Origin of the sequence: Streptomyces poonensis, from assembly GCF_014650915.1 — a bacterium.
GTDB classification, from domain to species: domain Bacteria; phylum Actinomycetota; class Actinomycetes; order Streptomycetales; family Streptomycetaceae; genus Streptomyces; species Streptomyces poonensis.
In genome coordinates this window covers 24,707-44,380 of the sequence record NZ_BMVW01000009.1, presented here as the reverse complement: position 1 = coordinate 44,380, position 19,674 = coordinate 24,707, and the positions used below count along the sequence as shown (strand labels likewise).

Annotated in this window: 7 protein-coding genes and 2 pseudogenes; 3 read left to right on the top strand and 6 right to left on the bottom strand. The window is 70.9% G+C overall.

What is annotated here, in order from left to right:
* Positions 1 to 21 precede the first annotated feature (21 nt).
* A complete protein-coding gene (locus IE242_RS21940; RefSeq protein ID WP_229859256.1) occupies positions 22 to 7,947 on the bottom strand; it encodes a type I polyketide synthase in 7,926 nt (2,641 codons plus the stop codon).
* Between the two features lie 1,471 nt (positions 7,948 to 9,418).
* Here IE242_RS21940 and IE242_RS21935 point away from each other — a divergent pair.
* A complete protein-coding gene (locus IE242_RS21935; protein WP_189861883.1) occupies positions 9,419 to 12,901 on the top strand; it encodes an ATP-binding protein in 3,483 nt (1,160 codons plus the stop codon).
* A gap of 556 nt (positions 12,902 to 13,457) precedes the next feature.
* Positions 13,458 to 13,718, top strand: coding sequence for a hypothetical protein (locus IE242_RS21930; protein WP_189861881.1), 261 nt, complete (start codon positions 13,458 to 13,460; stop codon positions 13,716 to 13,718).
* Positions 13,719 to 13,925: 207 nt separating this feature from the next.
* On the opposite strand, the pseudogene IE242_RS37850 reads toward IE242_RS21930, so the two are convergent.
* From IE242_RS37850 to IE242_RS21915, 3 genes and pseudogenes are all read right to left on the bottom strand, one after another.
* Positions 13,926 to 14,610: pseudogene (locus tag IE242_RS37850) on the bottom strand (IS5 family transposase); the annotation flags it as partial.
* Between the two features lie 87 nt (positions 14,611 to 14,697).
* Positions 14,698 to 14,923: pseudogene (locus IE242_RS37845) on the bottom strand (ISAzo13 family transposase); the annotation flags it as partial.
* 203 nt (positions 14,924 to 15,126) lie between these two features.
* Positions 15,127 to 16,338, bottom strand: coding sequence for a helix-turn-helix domain-containing protein (locus IE242_RS21915; protein ID WP_189861878.1), 1,212 nt, complete (start codon positions 16,336 to 16,338; stop codon positions 15,127 to 15,129).
* 378 nt (positions 16,339 to 16,716) lie between these two features.
* Between IE242_RS21915 and IE242_RS21910 the strand changes: the two genes are divergently transcribed.
* A complete protein-coding gene (locus IE242_RS21910; protein ID WP_189861876.1) occupies positions 16,717 to 17,232 on the top strand; it encodes a GNAT family N-acetyltransferase in 516 nt (171 codons plus the stop codon).
* 210 nt (positions 17,233 to 17,442) lie between these two features.
* Here the strand turns inward: IE242_RS21910 and IE242_RS21905 are convergent, their stop codons facing one another.
* Together IE242_RS21905 and IE242_RS21900 are read right to left on the bottom strand one after the other, a co-directional pair.
* Positions 17,443 to 18,861 carry an NAD(P)/FAD-dependent oxidoreductase gene (locus IE242_RS21905; protein WP_189861874.1) on the bottom strand — a complete coding sequence of 473 codons (1,419 nt, stop codon included), beginning with the start codon at positions 18,859 to 18,861 and terminating at the stop codon, positions 17,443 to 17,445.
* A gap of 539 nt (positions 18,862 to 19,400) precedes the next feature.
* Positions 19,401 to 19,553, bottom strand: coding sequence for a hypothetical protein (locus tag IE242_RS21900; RefSeq protein WP_189861873.1), 153 nt, complete (start codon positions 19,551 to 19,553; stop codon positions 19,401 to 19,403).
* Positions 19,554 to 19,674: the final 121 nt, after the last annotated feature.

Sequence of the window (19,674 nt, the reverse complement as noted above, 5' to 3'; positions counted from 1 at the left end):
AACGGGGGGCGGTGGGCGGGTTCAGTCCTGGGAGATGCCCAGCTCGCCATCGATGATCGTGAACAGCTCGTCGACCGAAGCCGAGTTGATCTTGTCGGCGTCGATCTCGTCGGCGTGTCCGGCCGCGTCCGTCTCCGCCTGCCGCAGCCGCCGGCCGAGCTGCTCGAGCCGGTCGGCCAGCGTCGCGTGGTCGGCCGTGGGGCCGGCGGCCGCGAGGGCCGCCTCCAGCCGGTCCAGCTCCTGAAGGGGCGTGCCGGTCCCGGTCGCCTCGGGCTCGGCGGCGGGCGCCAGTTCGTTCCGCAGGTACTCCGCGAGTGCCGACGGAGTCGGGTAGTCGAACAGCAGCGTGGACGGCAGCCGGCGGCCGGTGACCGTGTTGAGCCGGTTGCGCAGCTCGACGCCGGTGAGCGAGTCGAAGCCGAGCTGCCGGAACTCGCGGGACTGCTCGATCGCGGCCGGCGAGCCGTGGCCGAGGACAGCGGCGGCCTCGATCCGTACGGCGCCGAGCACCAGCCGGAGGCGTTCGTCGGGAGCCGCGCCGGCGAGCCGCGATGCCAGGGTGGCGACCTCCGCCGCCGCGGTGGAGGCGGCGGTACGGCGGCCGGTTCCGGCGAGACCGCGCAGCACGGCCGGTACGTCGCTCCTCGTGCGCATCCTGGACAGCTCCAGCCGCATCGGCACCAGCGCCGGGGCGTCGACGGCCAGCGCCGCGTCGAACAACGCCATGCCCTGCTCCGTCGACAGCGGGGCCATGCCGTCGCGGGCCATGCGCGCGAGGTCCACGTCGGACAGCGTCGCGGTCATGCCGGCGCCCGGCGCCCACGCGCCCCAGGCCAGTGAGACGGCCGGCAGGCCCGCCGAACGGCGGTGCGCGGCCAGCGCGTCGAGGAAGGCGTTGGCGGCGGCGTAGTTGGCCTGGCCGGCGCCGCCGATGACGCCCATGACCGAGGAGAACGTCACGAAGTGGGCGAGTCGCCGGTCCTTGGTCGCCTCGTGCAGGTTCCAGGCCGCGTCGGCCTTCGCCCGCAGCACGGTCGCCAGCCGCTGCGGTGTGAGCGAGCCGATCACGCCGTCGTCGAGCACGCCCGCGGTGTGCACGACCGTGGTGAGATCGGGGATGCTCGCGACCAGCTCGCGGGTGGCGTCAGCGTCCGCGATGTCGCAGGCGACCACCCGCACCTGGACACCCAGTCCCGCCAGTTCCTCGCGCAGCTCCGTCGCGCCGTCCGCCGCCGGGCCGCGGCGTGAGGCCAGCACCATCCGGGTCACGCCCTGTCCGGCCAGGTGCAGGGCGAGTTCGCTGCCGAGGCCGCCGGTGCCGCCGGTGACGAGGACCGTGCCGTCGGTGGCGGGCCCGGCCGACATCGTGAGGGTGATCTTGCCGATGTGCCTGGCCTGGCTCATGTACCGGAAGGCGTCGCCCGCACGCCGCACGTCCCACGAGCGCACCGGCAGCGGCGCCAGCGCCCCGGCCTCGAACAGCTCACCCAGTTCGGCGAGCATGCCGGCGATACGGTCCGGGTCCACCACCATCAGGTCGAACGGCAGGTAGCGCACGCCGGGCAGGTCGGCGGGGTCGCGCAGGTCCGTCTTGCCCATCTCCACGAAACGGCCGCCGTCGGCGAGCAGGCCCAGGGACGCGTCGATGAACTCCCCGGCCAGCGAGTTGAGCACGACGTCGATCCGCTGCTCGCCCAGCACCCCGCCGAACGTCCCGGCGAAGTCGGTCGTCCGGGAGGAGGCGATGTGGTCGTCCGCGACGCCGAGGGCGCGCAGCGTGTCCCACTTGCCCTCGCTCGCCGTGGCGAACACCTCGGCGCCCAGGTGCAGCGCCAGCTGGATGGCGGCCATGCCCACACCACCGGCACCGGCGTGGACGAGTACGCGCTCGCCGCGGCGCAGCCCCGCCAGGTCGACCAGGCCGTGGTACGCGGTGAGGAACACCAACGGGACGGCTGCGGCCACCTCGTCCGGCCAGGCCGCCGGCACGGGCGCGATCAACCGCTCGTCCACGACCGCCAGCGGGCCGAAGCCGCCCGTGATCATGCCCATGACGCGGTCGCCGACGCGCACGCCCGTCACCTCGGGACCGACCTCGACGACCTCGCCCATGCCCTCGGCGCCGGGCGCGCCCGGGTCGCCGGGGTACATGCCCAGGACGTTGAGGACGTCCCGGAAGTTCACGCCCGCCGCGCGCACCCGTACGCGCACGTGCCGGCCGGCCAGTTCGCGCTCGGCCTCGGGATACGGGACGAGTGCGATGTCGTCGATGCTGCCCCGCTTCGGGATGTCCAGCCGCCATCCGCTGCCGCCGGGCGGCAGCAGGCCCGCGTCCGCGCCGAGGCGCGCCAGCCGGGCGGCGTGCACGACGCCGTCCCGCACCCAGCCCTGCGGTTCGCCGGACGCCGCCAACGCGCCGTAAGCAGGCGGGAGTTCACCGCCTTCCGGCAGGTCCAGCAGCAGGAAGCGGCCGGGGTTCTCGGTCTGAGCGGTCCGTACCAGGCCCCACACGGCGGCCGAGGCCGGATCGTCGCCCGTGACCGCGCCGTGTGTCACGAACAGCAGCGGTTCCTCGCTGTCGCGGGACAGCCGCTCCTGCACGGCCTCGAGCGCCCTGGCCGCCGCCGCGTGCGCCGCCGCCGCCATGTCGCCGGTGGCCGGCGCGAACTCCAGCACCGCGGCCGGCTCGACCGCCTCGGCCGCCGGCAGCGGCGTCCAGTCCAGTGCGAACAGCGAGTCGTACGCGAGAGCCGCGGCGGGCGTGGCGGCCGCCCGCAGCGTCAGCGACTCGACGGCCGCGACCGGTTCACCGAGCACGTCCGCGGCCGTGATGGACACGCCCGGGCCGTTCGGGGCCAGGCGGACCCGCAGCGCCGCCGCGCCGGCGGCCGGCAGGGACACTCCCTCCCAGGCGAACGGCAGGGCACCGGGCGGCACGCCCAGGTCGCCGAGGAACGCCACCTGCACGGCGGCGTCGAGCAGCGCCGGGTGCAGTCCGAAGGCGCCCGCCCGGTCGGCGACCGTGTCGGGCAGCGCGACCTCCGCGAGCACCTCGGTGTCCCGCTGCCACACCGCGCGCACGCCCCGGAACGCCGGGCCGTAGTCGAGGTTCATCGCGGCCAGCCGCTCGTAACAGTCGTCCAGCGGCAGGGCCTGCGCGCCGGCCGGCGGCCACTGGTCCCGCGCGAACGCCGTGTCCGCCGCGGGAGCGTCCGCCGCGAGGTGTCCGGTGGCGTGCAGCGTCCAGGTGCCGTCGGCCCACGAGGACACCTTCACCGGGCGGCGGCCGTCCTCGGCCGCACCGACCGCGACCTGCACGGGGACCGAGCCGCGCGCGGGCAGCTCCAGCGGTACGGCCAGCGTCAGCTCGTCCAGCCGTCCGCAGCCGGCCTCGTCGCCGGCGCGCAGCGCCAGCTCCACGAATGCGGTGCCCGGGAACAGGATCCGGCCGCCGACCACGTGGTCCGCGAGCCAGGGTTGCGCGGTGGCGGACAGCCGGCCGGTGAGCAGCACGCCGTCGCCGTCCGCCAGTTGGACGACCGCACCGAGCAGCGGATGGCCTGCCTGTTCGAGGCCCGCGCCGACGACGTCACCGGTCTCGCCGTCGTCCGGCCAGAAGCGCTGATGGCGGAACGCATAGGTGGGGAGAGACACCGTGTGCGCTCCCGTGTCCGCGAGGAAGGCCGCCCAGTCCACCTCGGTGCCGCGCACGTACAGCTCCGTCAGCGCGGTGACGGCCCGGTCCTCCTCGGGCCGGTCACGGCGCAGCAGCGGAATCGCCCGCACGTCGGCGTCGCCGACGGCGTCGGGCACCAGGGCACTGAGCGTGCCGTCCGGTCCGAGTTCGAGCACGGTGCGGACACCGGCGTCGGCCATCGCCCGGACGGCGTCCGTGAACAGCACCGGTTGCCGTACGTGCTGCACCCAGTAGATTCCGCTGTCCGGCGCGTCGATCCGTCCGGTGAGCGCCGACACGAACGGGATGCGCGGCTCCTGGAACGTCAGCTCCTCCAGCGCCTCGCCGAACCCGGCCAGCATCGGGTCCATCAGCGGCGAGTGGTAGGCGTGGGAGACCGGCAGCGGCTTCGTGCGGCGGCCCTGCTCGGTGAAGATGTCGCGGATCTTCGCCACCACCTCGCCGACACCGGCCACCACGACCGACGTCGGCCCGTTCACGGCCGCGATGGACACTCCTTCCACCAGCAGCGGGCAGACCTCGCCCACGGTCGCCTCGACGGCGAGCATCGCCCCGCCCTCGGGCAGGGCCTGCATCAAGCCGGCCCGGGTGAGCACGAGCGTCGCGGCGTCGGCCAGCGACAGCACGCCGGCGACGTGCGCGGCGGCGATCTCGCCGACCGAGTGGCCGCCGACCATGTCCGCCTTGACGCCCCACGACTGAACGAGCCGGTACAGGGCGACCTCCAGCGCGAAGAGCGCGGGCTGCGTCCAGCGGGTGCGGTCGAGTTCCGTCGCGTCCTCGCCCCACATGACGTCCCGGACCTCGGTGCCCAGTGCCGCGACGACCTCGTCGTACGCCGTGGCGAACGCGGGGAACCGCTCGTACAGGCCGCGGCCCATGCCGAGGCGCTGCGAGCCCTGGCCGGTGAACAGCACGCCCAGTTTGCCCTGGACGGCCGAGCCCTGGACGGCGTGGGCCGGGCCGGCCAGCTTGGCCCGCAGGGTGTCGCCGTCCCGGCCGGTCACGGCGAGACGATGCGCGAAGTGGGTGCGGGTGCCGGCCAGGGACAGCGCCACGTCGGCCGCACCGCCGGACGCGGTCGCGACCCGCGCCGCCTGTGCGCGCAGCGCCTCCGGCGTCGGCGCCGACACCACCCACGGGACCAGGACACCGTTCGTCTCGGGCGCGGGCTCCGGCTGGGCGGCCTGCTCCAGGACGACGTGCGCGTTCGTGCCGGAGATGCCGAACGACGAGACCGCCGCGCGTCTCGGACGGTCCGTGTCGGGCCACGGTGTGGCCTCGGTGAGCAGGTCCACCGCACCCGCCGACCAGTCCACGTGCGAAGACGGCTGTTCGACGTGCAGGGTCTGCGGCAGCATGCCGTGCTGCATGGCCTGCACCATCTTGATGACGCCCGCGATCCCCGCGGCGGCCTGCGTGTGGCCGATGTTGGACTTCAGGGAGCCGAGCAGCAGCGGCGTCTCCCGGCCCTGGCCGTAGGCCGCCAGCAGGGCCTGGGCCTCGATCGGGTCGCCGAGCCTCGTACCGGTGCCGTGCGCCTCGACCGCGTCCACGTCGGACGGACGCAGGCCCGCGTCGGCCAGCGCGGCACGGATCACCCGCTGCTGCGAGGGCCCGTTCGGTGCGGTGAGGCCGTTGGAGGCGCCGTCCTGGTTGACGGCCGAGCCACGTACGACGGCGAGTACCCGGTGTCCGTTCGCGCGGGCGGCGGACAGCCGCTCCAGTACCAGCACGCCGACGCCCTCGGACCAGCCGGTGCCGTCGGCGGTGTCGGAGAACGACTTGCACCGGCCGTCGGCGGCCAGGCCGCCCTGCCGCGTGAACTCCACGAAGTTGTCGGGCGTGGACATGATGGTCACGCCGCCCGCCAGCGCGATCCCGCACTCCCCGGCCCGCAGTGCCTGTGCGGCCAGATGCAGCGCCACCAGCGACGACGAACACGCGGTGTCGACGGTCAGGGCCGGGCCCTCCAGGCCGAGCACGTACGCCGTCCGGCCCGACATGACACTCGGCGTCGTACCGGTCATGACGAAGCCGCGGGCGTCGTCACGCCGGCCGAGCAGCGATCCGTAGTCGCCGCCGAAGGTGCCGACGAACACGCCGGTCCGGGTGCCACGCAGGGAGGCCGGGTCGAGGCCGGCGCGCTCCAGCGCCTCCCACGTGGTCTCCAGCAGCTGGCGCTGCTGAGGGTCCATCGCCTTGGCCTCGCGCGGCGAGATACCGAAGAACTCGGCGTCGAAGCCCGCCGCGTCGGGGAGGAAGCCGCCCGAGCGGGTGGCGACGGCGGGTGTGCCGTCGGAGCCGGGGGCGAACAGCGCGTCCAGGTCCCAGCCGCGGTCGGCCGGGAAGTCGCCGACCACGCACCGTCCCTCGGCGGCGACCCGCCACAGGTCCTCGGGGCCGGCGATGCCGCCCGGGAACCGGCACGCCATGCCGACGATCGCGATCGGCTCGTCGGCGACGGCCGGGGTGACGGTGGCCTCCTCGGTTACGCCGGTGACGGAGGCGTGCAGGAAGTCGGCGAGCCGGTCGGGCGTCGGGTGGTCGTAGACGACGGACGTGGGCAGCGCGACGCCGAGTGCGGCGACGAGCCGCTCCCGGAGGTCGACGGCGGTGATCGAGTCGAAGCCGAGGGCGCGCCACTCACGGGAGGTGTCGATCGCGGCCGCGTCCGTGTGCCCCAGCACGGTGGCGGCCTGCGCCCGGACGGTGTCGAGGAGCGCCGTGCGATCGAGCGCCGGGACCTCGGCGACGGCGGCGGGCTCCGGTTCACGCACGGGCGCGGCCGTGGCACCGGGACCGGCCGTCCAGTACCGGCGGCGGTCGAACGCGTACGTGGGCAGGTCGATCCGGCGGCCGCCCTCGTACAGGCCGGCCCAGTCCACCGGCACACCCCGCACGAACGCCTCGGCGAACGACCCGTACACGCGGTCCAGGCCGTCCTCGCCACGGCGCAGCGTGCCCGTCACGACGGCCCGCACGCCGGCCGCTTCGATGGCCTCGGCGATACCGACGCGCAGCACGGGATGCGGGCTGCACTCGATGAACGCGCGGTGCCCCTCGTCGAGCAGCGCGGCGATCGCGGGCCCGAAGTTCACCGTGCTGCGCAGGTTCCGGTACCAGTAGCCGCCGTCCATCGTCGCGGTGTCCAGCCACTCGCCGGTCACCGTCGAATAGAACGGCACCTGAGCGGTGCGGGGCCGGACCGGTGCGAGCAGTTCGAGCAGTTCCTCCTGGATCTTCTCGACCTGCGCCGTGTGCGAGGCGTAGTCGACGTCGATACGCCGCACTCGCACACCGTCGGCGGTCAAGGTGTCGAACAGCGTCTCCAGCGCGGCGGGTGCACCGGCGACGACGACCGAGGCCGGCCCGTTGACGACCGCGATCTGCACGGACCCGTCCGCGGGCAGCAACGACTCGACGTGCTCCACCGGCAAGGGCACCGACATCATGACGCCCTCGCCCGCGATCCGGCGGGCGATGACCTGGCTGCGCAGCGCGACCACCCGCGCACCGTCCTCGAGGGACAGTGCTCCGGCGACGACGGCGGCGGCGATCTCACCCTGCGAATGGCCGACGACCGCGTCCGGACGCACACCCCGCGCATGCCACAAGGCCGCCAGCGACACCATCACCGCGAAGGACACCGGCTGCACCACGTCCACGCGATCGAGGCTCGGCGCACCCTCGGCCTGACGCAGCACGTCCACCAGCGACCAGTCGGTGAACTCCGACAGCGCCGCCGCGCACGCGCCGATCCGCTCCGCGAACACCGGTGACTCGTCCAGCAGCCGTGCGCCCATGCCGGCCCACTGGGCGCCCTGGCCGGGGAACACGAAAACGGTCCGGCCCTCGACGTCCGCCACACCGTGGACGACAGCGGGCGTCGCCTCGCCCCGGGCGAACGCCTCCAGCCCGTCACGGTCGACGACCACCGCCCGGTGCTCGAACAGCGAACGCGTCGTCACCAGCGCATGTCCGAGATCCCGTGGATCGGCCTCCAGCCCGACCAGGCCGGCGGCCTGACCGCGCAGCGCCGCGGCGGAGCGCGCCGACAGCACCAGCGGCAACGCGGCCGGGTCCGGCTCGGTCTCCCGTTCCGCCGGGGCGGGCGCGGGCGGGGCCTCCTCCAGCAGCGCGGCACCGTCGGGTGACAGCAGCTTCCGCAGCAGGCAGGTCACATGGCACTCGACGCCCTGCCGGCTGAAGCAGCCGGCGGCGATGCCCTCGATGACGCGCGCGTCCATCGCGGAGAGTCTTCTCGCGCTCGGGCAGCACACGTGCCCCCTCGCCGTCCCCGGCCATGGGCATGGGCATGGGCATCCTGACCGGTGTCGCGGTCCTGTCGGACAGGCCACCACGCACCGCCGACCTCGGTGAGGAAGACAGTGGAGGTGGACTTCTCGCCGGACCCCATGGCGGCGACGGGCACGACGAATCGCTGGTGCCTGCCTTGCAGTGATGCGGGGAATCGACACACCGACGGCTGCTGCACGCTCGGGTGCGGCACGTCGCGGAGATCACGGCCGTATATGTCCTCGGACGAACCGATGAAGTGCCGGAGACATTTCTGGTTTCCCTGCTGGACGGTCGGTGTAATATCGCGGCTTGCCATGCACAGGCCCGGAGCTGCAAGTGCTGGACTCAGCAAGAAAAGGCTCCCTGTCGGAAACGTGAGCGCGAGATCGATCCGAAGGCTGGTGAGCGGTCGTCGAGACCGTCAGCAGGGGCGTCATCGGCCCTGGACCAGCAGTATCTCCAGACGCCGGAACATCGTGCGCCACTTACCTTGCGGGGCCCTGGACGAGTCGCTGGCGGCCCCTTGCCGTCGCCCGCCGGCGTTTCACGGGCCACTTGCCGAAAACCCTGCCCCTTGCCTGCCGTCTGCTTGCCGATCGAGGGATCGCCTGCTCGGGAGGCACTTTCCCCATGCCACGAGAGATGTGGATCCGGCTCCGGCTTCGGGTTCAGATGATGGCTCGAAGGTGGTGCCGCATCGGAGTCGGTCCAAGGCGCCGTTGAGGCAGTCGGCGCAGACGTCGGCGGTACCGCACCTCGCGCCGTGCGGGCGGGTGTGTTCGGCCTGGCGGTGATTCCGGGGCCGCCCGGCGCGTCAGCCACCACCGGGCCACCGTCTCGCGCTGCACCCGCGCCCGGACCGCGGCCTCCCGTGCCTCCGGTTCCCCGACCGGCGAACCCCGGGTACCGCCGCGGTATCGGCTGGTTAGCGCCCATGCACGCGTAACGACCACCTGTTACGGACGCTGGGAACACCATTACGGTGCCATCATGATCAGTTCCACGCTGAACCCGCTCCTCCGCAACGCAGTCGGACCTCCCCTCACTCTCCGGAGGGGCGAAGCGCACTGGAGGGCCCGCCCCTCCCCGACCGGGCAACTGGACGTCCTTCCGCGTGGATCGACGGTGAGACCACCGACCGCCACCGGGTCCGAATGGACACCCGTCACCCGGGACAGGATCTTCCACGCCGGATCGACCCGCGATACGGCCTGAAGCAACAGCACCTCACCGCTCTCGACCGCTGGCTACAGCTCCGACCAAAGCTGATGACCGCTCGGCAGAACCCGACCCTTCCCAGCGGAAGAGCCGGGCCCACCGAAAGGACCGATGGGAACCGTCATGCCCGTACCTCCGACCGCGAACGGGTCACCCATGACCATTGGCCAGACCAAGCTTTTCCTGAGCGTTCTGGGACCCATGTCGGCGCAAGTCAACGGGCATGACCTCCCGCTCGGTCCGCCACGCCGGCGGACGCTGCTCGCCCTGCTGCTCATCCGTCTCGGCCGCGTGGTGCCCACCGAACTGCTCGTCGAGGAACTGTGGGGTGACGAGGTACCCCGTCACGCCGTCGCCACCCTGCAGAGCCATGTCTCCCATCTGCGCCGGGCCCTGCACACGGCGGCGAGAACGGGGCATCCCTCGGTGCTGCGTCACAGGACGCCCGGTTACGTCCTCGATCTCGATCCCGAGCACGTCGACGCCTGCCGCTTCGAGCGTCTGGTCACCGACGGACGGCGGCTGCTGGAGCAGAGCGATCCGCGTACCGCGCAGGCCCGGCTCACCGAGGCCCTCAGGCTGTGGCGCGGCTCGCCGTACGCGGAGTTCGACAGCAATCCGCCGCTCAGCGACGAGTGCGCCCGACTGGAACAGATCCGGCTCACCGCCGTGGAGTCCCGCGCCGAGGCGCGGCTGGCTCTCGGCGCGGCCGAAGAGGTCGCCGCCGATCTGGACGGGGAAGCACGCCGTCATCCCACACGGGAGCGACTGGTCGGCCACCTCATGACAGCACTGTCCCGACTCGGCCGGCAGGCCGAGGCGCTGGAGGTGTACGAGCGGACACGCAGCCATCTGGTCGAGGAGTTCGGTGTGGACACCGCGGCCGAACTGCGCCAGGTCAGAGACATGATCCTGCGCCAGGAGCCGGGAGCGGGCACCCCTTTCGAGAAGCTCGCGTCCATCGGCACATCACCTGTGCCACCCGTGACGAACGAGACCGCTGACGGCACGCCATCGGACTCCGCAGACTCCGACGGCTCGGACGGCTCCGGGGACGGCGGCACGGCCGTCACGGCTCGCGGGCACGGCACGGCGGCAACCGACGGCGCCCACGCGACAGCCGGCTCGGTCTCGACCATCGGCCGCGACGGGACCACGGGGACCGGCGTGCGCCCGAACGCGCGAGCCGATGTGCCGCCGGAGGCGCGGGCGGACAACGTTGGCACGCAGGACGGGACAGCCCGGTGGCGGGCATTACCCCGGCCGGCGCACGAGCCGGCGACCGCCCCGAGAGCCGACAGATCCCCGGAGACCGAGCCGGGGTGGACGGCTGCCCCTTCGCCGTTCACCGGCCGCGGCCAGGAACTCGACCGGCTGACGACCGCCGCCGCAGGCGCGGCCGTGGGCCACGGCCATGTGGCCGGCGTCCTCGGCCCCCCGGGAGTCGGGAAGACCCGCCTGCTGCTCGAACTCGCCGCACGCCTGGAGAGCATGGCGGCGCAGGAGAAGGACGCCGGGCCGGAAATCGTCTGGAGCCACTGCTTCCCCGGTGAGGGCGTTCCCGCCTACTGGTTGTGGACCCAGGTCCTGCGACGGCTGTCCGCCACCCGGCCGGATGCCTTTCGCGAGGCGACGCGGCCGTACGACGCCCTGCTCGGCCCGCTCATGCCCGAACGGTCGGCGGCCCGGACCGGCGGCCCGAGCTTGTCCTCCTACGGGTCCCAGGCCCGCTTCCTCGCCCATGACGCGGTCTGCGAGGTGCTGCTCGACCTGGCCGGACAACGCCCGCTCGTGCTGCTCCTCGAAGACCTGCAATGGGCGGACACCGCCTCCCTCGACCTGCTCAGACTGTTACGCACCCGGTGCCAGGGCCAGCCGCTCGGGATCGTCCTCACGGCCCGGGAGTGCGAGGCAGAGTCGGACGCGACGCTGCGCCGGATGGTCTCCGACGTGTTACGCGGCCCCAGGACCGAGACGCTGCGGCTGTGCGGACTCTCCCCGGACGCCGTCGCCGCTCTCGTCGAGGCACATGCGGGGCCCGGTGTGGACCCGAAGGTCGTCGAGGTGCTGCACCGGCGCAGCGCAGGCAACCCGTACTTCGTGATGCAGTTGCTCTCCCTCGTGGGCGATGCGCGCAGCCTCCGTCGCCCGGACGCGGCCGACGCGCTCCTGGTCCACATTCCCACCGGTATACGCGAGGCGCTGCACCAGCGGTTCGCCGCGCTGCCCGAGCCGGTGCTGCGGTTGCTCCGGCTGTGCGCCGTCATCGGCGCCGAGGTGGACACCGACCTGCTGTACCGGACCGCCACGCCCGACGAACCGGTCGTCGCCGGTCTCGAATCGGCCCTCCGTGCCGGTCTGCTCGAGGAGGACCCGCATGATCCGGGGCGGCTGCACTTCGCTCACGCCCTGGTCCGGGAGACGCTCGTCGACGAACTGCCGCGTGCGGACCGCCACCGCCTGCACGGCAGGATCGCCGACGCGCTGCGCGCACGCCGGCGCGGACAGATGGGCGACGAGGAGATCGAGCGGGTGGCGCATCACAGCTGGCACGCCAAGAGCGCACTGCCCGCCGCCCAGGTGCTGTCCCGGCTGCTGCTCGCCGCGGAACACGCCGAGCAGTCCATGGCGTACGAGCAGGTGGAGATGTGGCTGCGCCGTGCGCAGCACCTGATCGGCTTCCTGCCGCCGGACGATCCCGCCACGGTGCGGCTGGAGCAGAAGCTGCACATCCAGCTCGGCCAGGTACTCGCCATCACGCGCGGCTACGGCCACCGCGAGGCCGAGACGGCCCTGACACGCGGTCGCGCCCTGCGCACGGCCGCTCAGGACCCCGAGGACCCGTCGGTGCTCTGGGCGCTGTGCGCGGCGCACCTGGTCACCGGCCGCTACGACGCCTCGCGGCAGTTGTCCGGCCTGCTGCGGGACATCTCGCGCCGGACCCGGGAGCCCGTGGCGTCGCTCGGTGCGGCGTACGGCGAAGGCATCGTGCTGCATGTGCGCGGAATGCTGCCGCAGGCGCTCGCCGAACTGGAGCGCGGCGTCGGCATGGCGGACCGTCTGGCCGACGAGGGGCATGCGCTGGCACGTACCTTCCAGCACGACCCGCGCGTCTCCTGCCGCTCCTACGACACCTTCACCCACTGGCTCCTCGGAAACCGGCAGACCGCCGGTGCGCGCCGACGTGAGCTCCTGAGCATCACCGAGTACGGCAGCAGGCCGTCCGACCGCTCCTTCGCACTGTACGTGGACGGGGTCGTGGCGGCTTGGGAGGGTGACACCCGCACCGCGCTCGCCTCGGGCGACGAGGGTGTCCGCGTCGCGGGCGAGCACGGACTGCTCTACTGGAAGGCGATGCTGGGTGTCGTCAAGGGGTGGGGCCTGGCGCACGCGGGAGACCACGACGAGGGCCTCGCCCTCATGCACACCTCGCTGGCCGAACTGGTCCGGTCGGGGACGTACTTGCGCCACCCTCTCCACCTGGGTCTGCTGGGCCAGGCGCAGGTGCACAGCGGGCGGACCGAGGAGGCGAGGAGCACCTTCCGGACGATGCTGGCCGTTGTCGGACAACGCCGTGAGCGTGTGTACCTCCACCCGGCGCTGCCCGCGACCCCGCTGCTCCACGAACTGCTGGGCCAGGGTGCCGACGACTGGCCCGACCCGACTGGTTCCCCGTCCCCGTGAGACACCACCACGGTCGCGGACCCAGGTGACGGGCGTGTCCTGTACGAGGGTGCCGCGGCGCTCATGGGGCGCCGCGGCACTGTTCCGTCCTCGGGTCAGCCGGCGTGGGTGAAGGTCGGCTCCAGCGTCGCGTAGTCCTTGCCGCCGTTCTCCCCGTTCTTCAGGTGGACCGTGTGCGTCACGGACTCCCCGGCGGCGACTTGGAACCGCAGGTTGCTGTTCGGCGCGGACGCCCTCTTCTACGAGAGCGCCAACGAGACCGACACCGACCCGAGCGACTCAATCATGCCCCTGACCTGCACAGATGAATCAAGAAGTTGATCTTGGACTGGAACATGGTACGGAACACGGAGAAACTCCCGATTCGCCTGCTCCCTGCCTGCGCTTTTGCAGGTCAAGGGCTGTTTCCACACCTTACGACCAGTCGCATGTTCGAGCAGCTTTCCCCGGGTCTCTCAGGACTCATGCCGACCGAATGCCGACTTCTCTGACGGTCCATCAGGCCTAGGTGAAGGGGGTTCGGAGGCAAACGCACCTCCCCGGGTCGCCCCCTCGCGTGCGCGCGTCGGTCATCAGCGGCGCGATCGGGGGTGTCATCGGCGCGGTGATGAGCGCCCTGGTCAACTACCTGGTGGTCGGTGTTCCTGCCGGCGCCGGGGCGAACGCCGCCAACCACGCCGTGTCCGGGCTGATCAGCGGCTTCCTCGCCGGGTTCCTCGGGCTGCTGATGCACCAGCGGCGGCACGGCTCCGCGCCGCGGCCTGCCGCCGGCGACGCCCCACCGGCTCATGCCGTCTCGCCGCTGCCCGAGGTCTGACGATCACCGACAACACCCGGATGTGCAGCAGTTCACATTTCTTGGAGAGACCCGTTCCTTGGAGAGACCCGCCTGTGTGCCACGTTCTTGATCAAGCCCGCCAACAGTCCCTGCCCCCGATGGGTGCCGGTCGTCGCCACTTACTGAAGTCCATGGGTGCGGCCACGGCGGTCGGCGGACTGCTGACCCTGGGGTCGTCCGGCACGGCCGCCGCCGCACGCCGCCGCTGTCGAAACCGGTGGGCCGCCCGCCTCGGAAGCCTCGGTTCAGCCGGTGTCTGCGCTGGTCGACTCGTTCGGTGATGGTGTGGCCGATGCCGCCTCGTCGCAGGTAGCGGCGATTGTTCCGGGACCTGTAGGCCTTGTCGGCCAGGACATGGTCAGGTCGGGTGCGCGGCCGTCCCACTCCGGTGCGGGGCACGCAGATCTGCGCCAGTACGTGCTCGAGCTGGGGGCCGTCACCGTAGTGTCCAGGGGTCAGGAGGAGGGCGAGTGGTCGGCACCGTCCGTCGGCGGCGAAATGGATTTTGGTGGTGAAGCCGCCGCGGGAGCATCCCAGGCACTCGCCGAGCTGACCACCTCCGCCAGCCGGCCGGCCAGCGGCCGAAGTATCGGATCGGTCTGGTTCGTCCCCCCGGCCGACCCCGTTTTTGAGGAAGCGCGGCGGGCGGTGCTTGCCTCGCGCCGACGGCGTGCTGGTGAGCTCTCACCGCGGTGGAGTCCACCGACACGTCCCAGTCGACCCGGCCCGCCGCGTCCTCGGCGGCCTGGATCTTCGACAGCAGCATCTTCCACGTCCCGTCCGCTGACCAGCGGCGGTGCCGCTTGCAGACCGTCTCCCACGGCCCGAACCGCTCCGGCAGGTCCCGCCACTGCACACCTGTCCGCACCCGCTACAGCACCCCGTTGGTACTGGGCCAAGCCCGCGCAGCGCCTCGCGCCTTGAGGGCCATCCGGAAGGGGACCAACCAATCGGAGCACCTGCGTACCCGGTCCAGAGGTCCCTCGCCGACCTGCAACTTGTCCACGCCCTTGCGGATCGTGGTTTCCCTGACCTGGGCCGCCCGTGCGACCGCCCGGATACCACCGTGCCCAGGTTCCGGGCCTCGGCCCCATCATCCGCCGCCGCTGCCGCTCGTCGATATGCGGGAACAACACCGTGAACTCAGCGGCGAGTTGACCACGGACCTCATCAGAGACGCTCATAGCACAACAACGAGCCGAATCAGATCACGAGAAGTAACAGTTTGATTCTCTGCGAGCCCTTAGGATAGCTGGCAGTTGCAGTGGAGAAATGCCGCGTGTGGACTAACCTCGCAGTACTCGTCTACTGTAACGTCAATGCGCCCTTGACCATGCTTCGTCGCCACCGACCTCGCAGTTCTCGGTTCTTCACTATTGCCCCGTCATCAGGGGGTGGGGCGCATCCGGCCATCTGTGCTCAGCGGTGGTTCCGCGAGGTACGGAAGGTAGTGACGAAGGAACAGTTCGCCGGTGAACTCTCGACGGCTACGCACGCCGGCCTTATCGAATATCTTCCTCAAGTGGTCCTGCACCGTGTAGGAGGAAATGTGCAGCGCTGCCGCCACCTGAGAAGTGGAGCGCCCGATGAGGACCAGCTGGGCGATCTGTCGTTCCCGTACGGTCAGCCCGTATGCGTCCAGGACGATGGCAGTGAGTTCTCCGGGGTGGGAGGGGCCGATCGAGATGTAGGTCAGCGGTTCGTCCTGCGGGGTTTTGTTGTTCCGCTGTGCTGTGTCACAGTGCGTTCCCGTATGCCAGGCATGGCATGTCAGCCAGCATCCCGTACTGCTGTGAAGGCGCGAAGTGATCTGATGTCCGGAGGGCACACCGCGAACCCCTGCCGCGATAGCGCACACGGCCAGCGGTAAAGTCCGGGCAGAGGCGCCGTGGCGCTCCTGAATGGTGCCGAGCCAGTAGTCAGCCGTTGGACTGACGTAACGAAGCCGGCAGTCTTCATCAAGGATCACCAGGCCTGGAGCGTCCGGCACATCAGCCCGGTCTATGCCTGCGAGCAGGAACGAGCTGCGCAGCGACCGGGCAGCCGGAACACTGAGTGCTGCGGCCAGCCCCACATCCGCCGACGTGAACGGCGCGGAGCCGCGGGCACGACAGAGGACGAGCAGCCCTCGAGTGCGGCGGCCGTCGCGAAGCAGTACCCGCAGCTCATCAGTGAGCCCTTCAGGGCGCAATACATCCTGATAGTAAACGCTTGAATCGATCTGCCCTTCCATGGTCCGGCTCAGCAGGCTGGCAGGAGCAGAGCGGCGTGCGAGGGCACGGATATTGTCCGCACCGGCCTGCTCCGCGTGTTCAATTTCGAACAAACGCGGCATGACGCGTTCGGAGAACCCGTGCTCGTGCTGCCCTCCGGTATCCAGCATGGTTGCCGGGTCCAATAGCACCGCACACCAGACATCTGCCGGTACTGCTGTGATAAGGCACTGTGCAGCGGCGTCCAGAATGTCTAGCGACCGGAAGTCCTCAGATCTGTCCAGAGCACCCGTCCTGCGCTCGAAAGCCTCGGTGAGCAGCCGTCGGCGCGCGACGAGCGATCGCGCGCGGCCCGGAAGCTGAGGGTGGTCCAGGCGTTTCTCCATGCCGAAATGGTAGGGACAACCCCAGGAAGTTGGGATAGGCCGAACGGATATGCCGGCGATACGTTGGGCCACGTTTGAAGGTGCAACGCACAGCCAAGGGGCGTGTGTAAAGGAAGACGGGATCCCAAAAGGGATGACACCGGATCACCTGGGGTAAGCACGCCCAAAGCGCGACGAGATGAGGCCGCAATGAGCAGTGCTCCCAACCATGAGAACGCGTCTCAGTCCGAGTCCGACCTCGCTCCCGTATCGGATCTCGTGCCCGTAGTGTCCCCTGGCAATATGGGCGACGAGCCTGTAGTCACACCGGACAACGTGTTGTACCCCTGGGACGCCTCGGCCAGGGTCCCCGCTCCGCCCCCGGTCTTCCTGCGCCGGATGACCCGTTGGCAGGCGGACCTGCATCGGGAGGATCTGGCGAACCTCTACCTGACCGCCAATTCGTGCCAACGTGGCACCGCATACGACGACTACCAGCACTTCCTAGGTCGGCTGACCGAGCATATGAGGCTGGTCGGCTTCGACCTGGTAGTGGCCGAGAGCAGGGAAACTGTCGGCATGGCGTACGGAGCCCCGCTCGACCGGCCAGGAACTTTCTGGCGCCACTTCGTCGGTGATCTTCCGGGCACGATAGACAACCTCACCGCGCAAGGACAGGCTTTCGCCGTTCTGGAGCTCATGGTGCTGCCGGCCTACCGACGGCTGGGTATCGCTGGCCGCTTGCTGACCACGTTGCTCAACAGGAGCGGCTTGAAACTGGCGACCGCGCTGGTACCTCCTGACAACAGGATCGCTCACGCCGCCTACCGGGCCTGGGGCTGGGCGGGCATCGGCCGACTGCGCCTGCCCGATGGACCACCCGCCTACGACGTCCTGGCAATACGGATGCCCTGAAGTCCTCTGTCGGAGTTTCCGGGTCCGAAGGCACTCTGCGCCGGAACCTGCGGCCCATCCAATACCGCTTTGACCTGATCGACAGCTGCCTGACGGGAGCTGCACCTGCGCTGACCCACCATTCACATCGCGAGACGATCAGTGACGAAGTCCTGTTGCTACTGGCCTCACGAACCGCCGCAGCGCTGCCGCCAACCGGAGGTCAGCACTTCAACCCTTGACGTTTACAGTGTGTCGACGCGGACGGCGACCGAGGACGACTTTCCCGACCACCCATGGGTGGGTCAGAGCCGTGGGCGGTGACAGCATGTTGAGCACACGGATGAACTTCCTGTAGACCTCCGGCTCCGCGGGCACGACGCGCAGCAAGCTGCGCAGGTACCACAGCCCTGCTCTGAGCGGCAACGGTGGTGTGCGCTCGTGCCGTTGCCAGCCCCAGTCGGTGGAGGTCGCCAGCAGCCACGGCATCAAGGTCATCCGGGCCAGTCTCCGCTGGAACCGACGCGTCGTTCCCGGTGACAGGGTCGTACGACCCGCCTGGGCGGCGATGACATCCCGGAGCAGCACGGCTTCCAGTGCGGCTACGGTCATGCCCTGTCCGTAGACGGGGTTGAAGGCACAGACCGCGTCACCGACAACGACCAGTCCGTCCGGCCACCGCGGCAGACGGTGGTAGGCCAGGCGCCGGTTGCCGGTGAGCGCGTATGGCCGGGGCGAGGTGATCGGGCGCATCGCTTGCAGTACAGGTGCGAGGGGGACGCGAAGAGACCCGACGAAGTTCCTGAAGTCCGCATCGCCGCGCGGTGGACGGTCGTCCTCGATGCCCTGCAGGGTGACGAGGAGGCGCCCGTCCTCCACACGGGTGGCGAAGCAGCCCCGGCGGATCGACGGAGCCTGAAGGAACTCGGCCATGGCCACCCAGTCGGGCCACCGGTCGGTGGGGTTGTCGTACAGGCGGGACGCATAGCCTACGCGCGCGTCGAGCACCGTTTCACGGGGGTGCGGCAGCCCGATGTCGGCCAGCCAGGCGGGCAGATGCGCGGAACGGCCGCCGGCCACGACGACCAGGTCGGCCTTCAGCACGACGAGGGAGTCTGCTTCCCTGCCGCGGGTGACGACGCCGGTCACCCGGCCCTGGACCGTGTCCAGCCCCACGACCTGGCACTTGTCCTGCAGACCGACGCCCGGGAGCGCGACAACCCGGCGTCGCAGGCGGGACTCGAAGAGAGGGCGGGTGAACGACTGCACGCGCAAGCCGGTCGTGCCCAGTTGCGGTGCCCAGCCGTCGGCGAAAAGCATGGAGACCTTCTCGCCGAAGTCGAATGTGGGCGCCCCGGCACCTTGCAACTCGTCGCGGAAACCGGGGAACATCTCGTCGAGCAACTGGCCGCCACGGGCGGTCAGCACGTGGACGTGGTGCGCCTGCGGGACACCGGAGCGGTGGGCGTGGGCCGTGTCGAGAGCATCGCGTTCCAGGATCGTGACATGCTGGAAGCTGTCCGACAAAGCGCGAGCGGCGAGCAGGCCGGCAATACCGGCACCCACCACGAGCGCCTCCCCGAAGGGACGGACGTCCTCCAGGGGTACAGGCACGCTGCTCGACGCCGCGTGCTCGGGATGTCGACTCATGTGGCCGCCCCCTCCTGGCGTCGCCCCGCTGAAATCTCGCGGCAGCCGCCCCCTCCCCCGCTTCCCCGCTGGTCGCTCGGTCGCTCGGTCGCTCGGTCGCGGGAACGGTCGGTACAGTGTCGCTGCCTGCGGTCCAGAGGGTGGCACCGAACAAATACACCAGCCGATGTCGCCAGGCCGGAATACCGAATCATCCCTCCCGACGCCTGCCGAAACACACGCACAGGGCCTGGGCTCACAACCGCAAGCGTATTCCGATTCAGTGGGCGGACAAGCCTGAGGGCTATGGTCACCGGCGCAGTCAGCACCACAAGGTGAGATCTGTCGTGTTGCGCCCTGATGCGGCCGCTCAGTGACTGACTTGCCTACGCCACCTCATGGTCTGTCGACATCCGGCATACGCAGTCGGTGTTCTGCCGTCCGGCCCGCGACCGCGAGCCGTCGGCAGCAACGCTGATGGCCTTCCGGCGACGATCATTGCCCCTGTCAGCACCCTCGCCTTGGGGTACCTCACACCGCTTGGCGCGCATCAGTCACCGCTATGACCTGGGTACACCGTCGAGGTCGGTCAGGGCCGCCTCGGTCACTCCTGTCAGCGCCTCGCCGTACAGGTCAGCAGCCCGGCCGCCGACCCGCGGGAGCAGCACATGGCGCAGCAACGGGCCGTCGGACGAGACGCCGACGGCGGCCAAGACGCGGCTCAGTGCCGCGCACACGCCCTCGTGCGTGACCCGGCGTCGGTGACGGTGACACGCACCACGGCGACGGTACGGAGGTATGCACGGGCCGTCCCGCTGGGCGCAGTACCGCGTG

Excerpts from the sequence above, each read along its gene's own strand:
- IE242_RS21940 (WP_229859256.1), bottom strand. The coding sequence starts at position 7,947 with ATGGACGCGCGCGTCATCGAGGGCATCGCCGCCGGCTGCTTCAGCCGG.
- IE242_RS21935 (WP_189861883.1), top strand. The coding sequence starts at position 9,419 with ATGTCGGCGCAAGTCAACGGGCATGACCTCCCGCTCGGTCCGCCACGC.
- IE242_RS21915 (WP_189861878.1), bottom strand. The coding sequence starts at position 16,338 with ATGGAGAAACGCCTGGACCACCCTCAGCTTCCGGGCCGCGCGCGATCG.
- IE242_RS21910 (WP_189861876.1), top strand. The coding sequence starts at position 16,717 with ATGACCCGTTGGCAGGCGGACCTGCATCGGGAGGATCTGGCGAACCTC.
- IE242_RS21905 (WP_189861874.1), bottom strand. The coding sequence starts at position 18,861 with ATGAGTCGACATCCCGAGCACGCGGCGTCGAGCAGCGTGCCTGTACCC.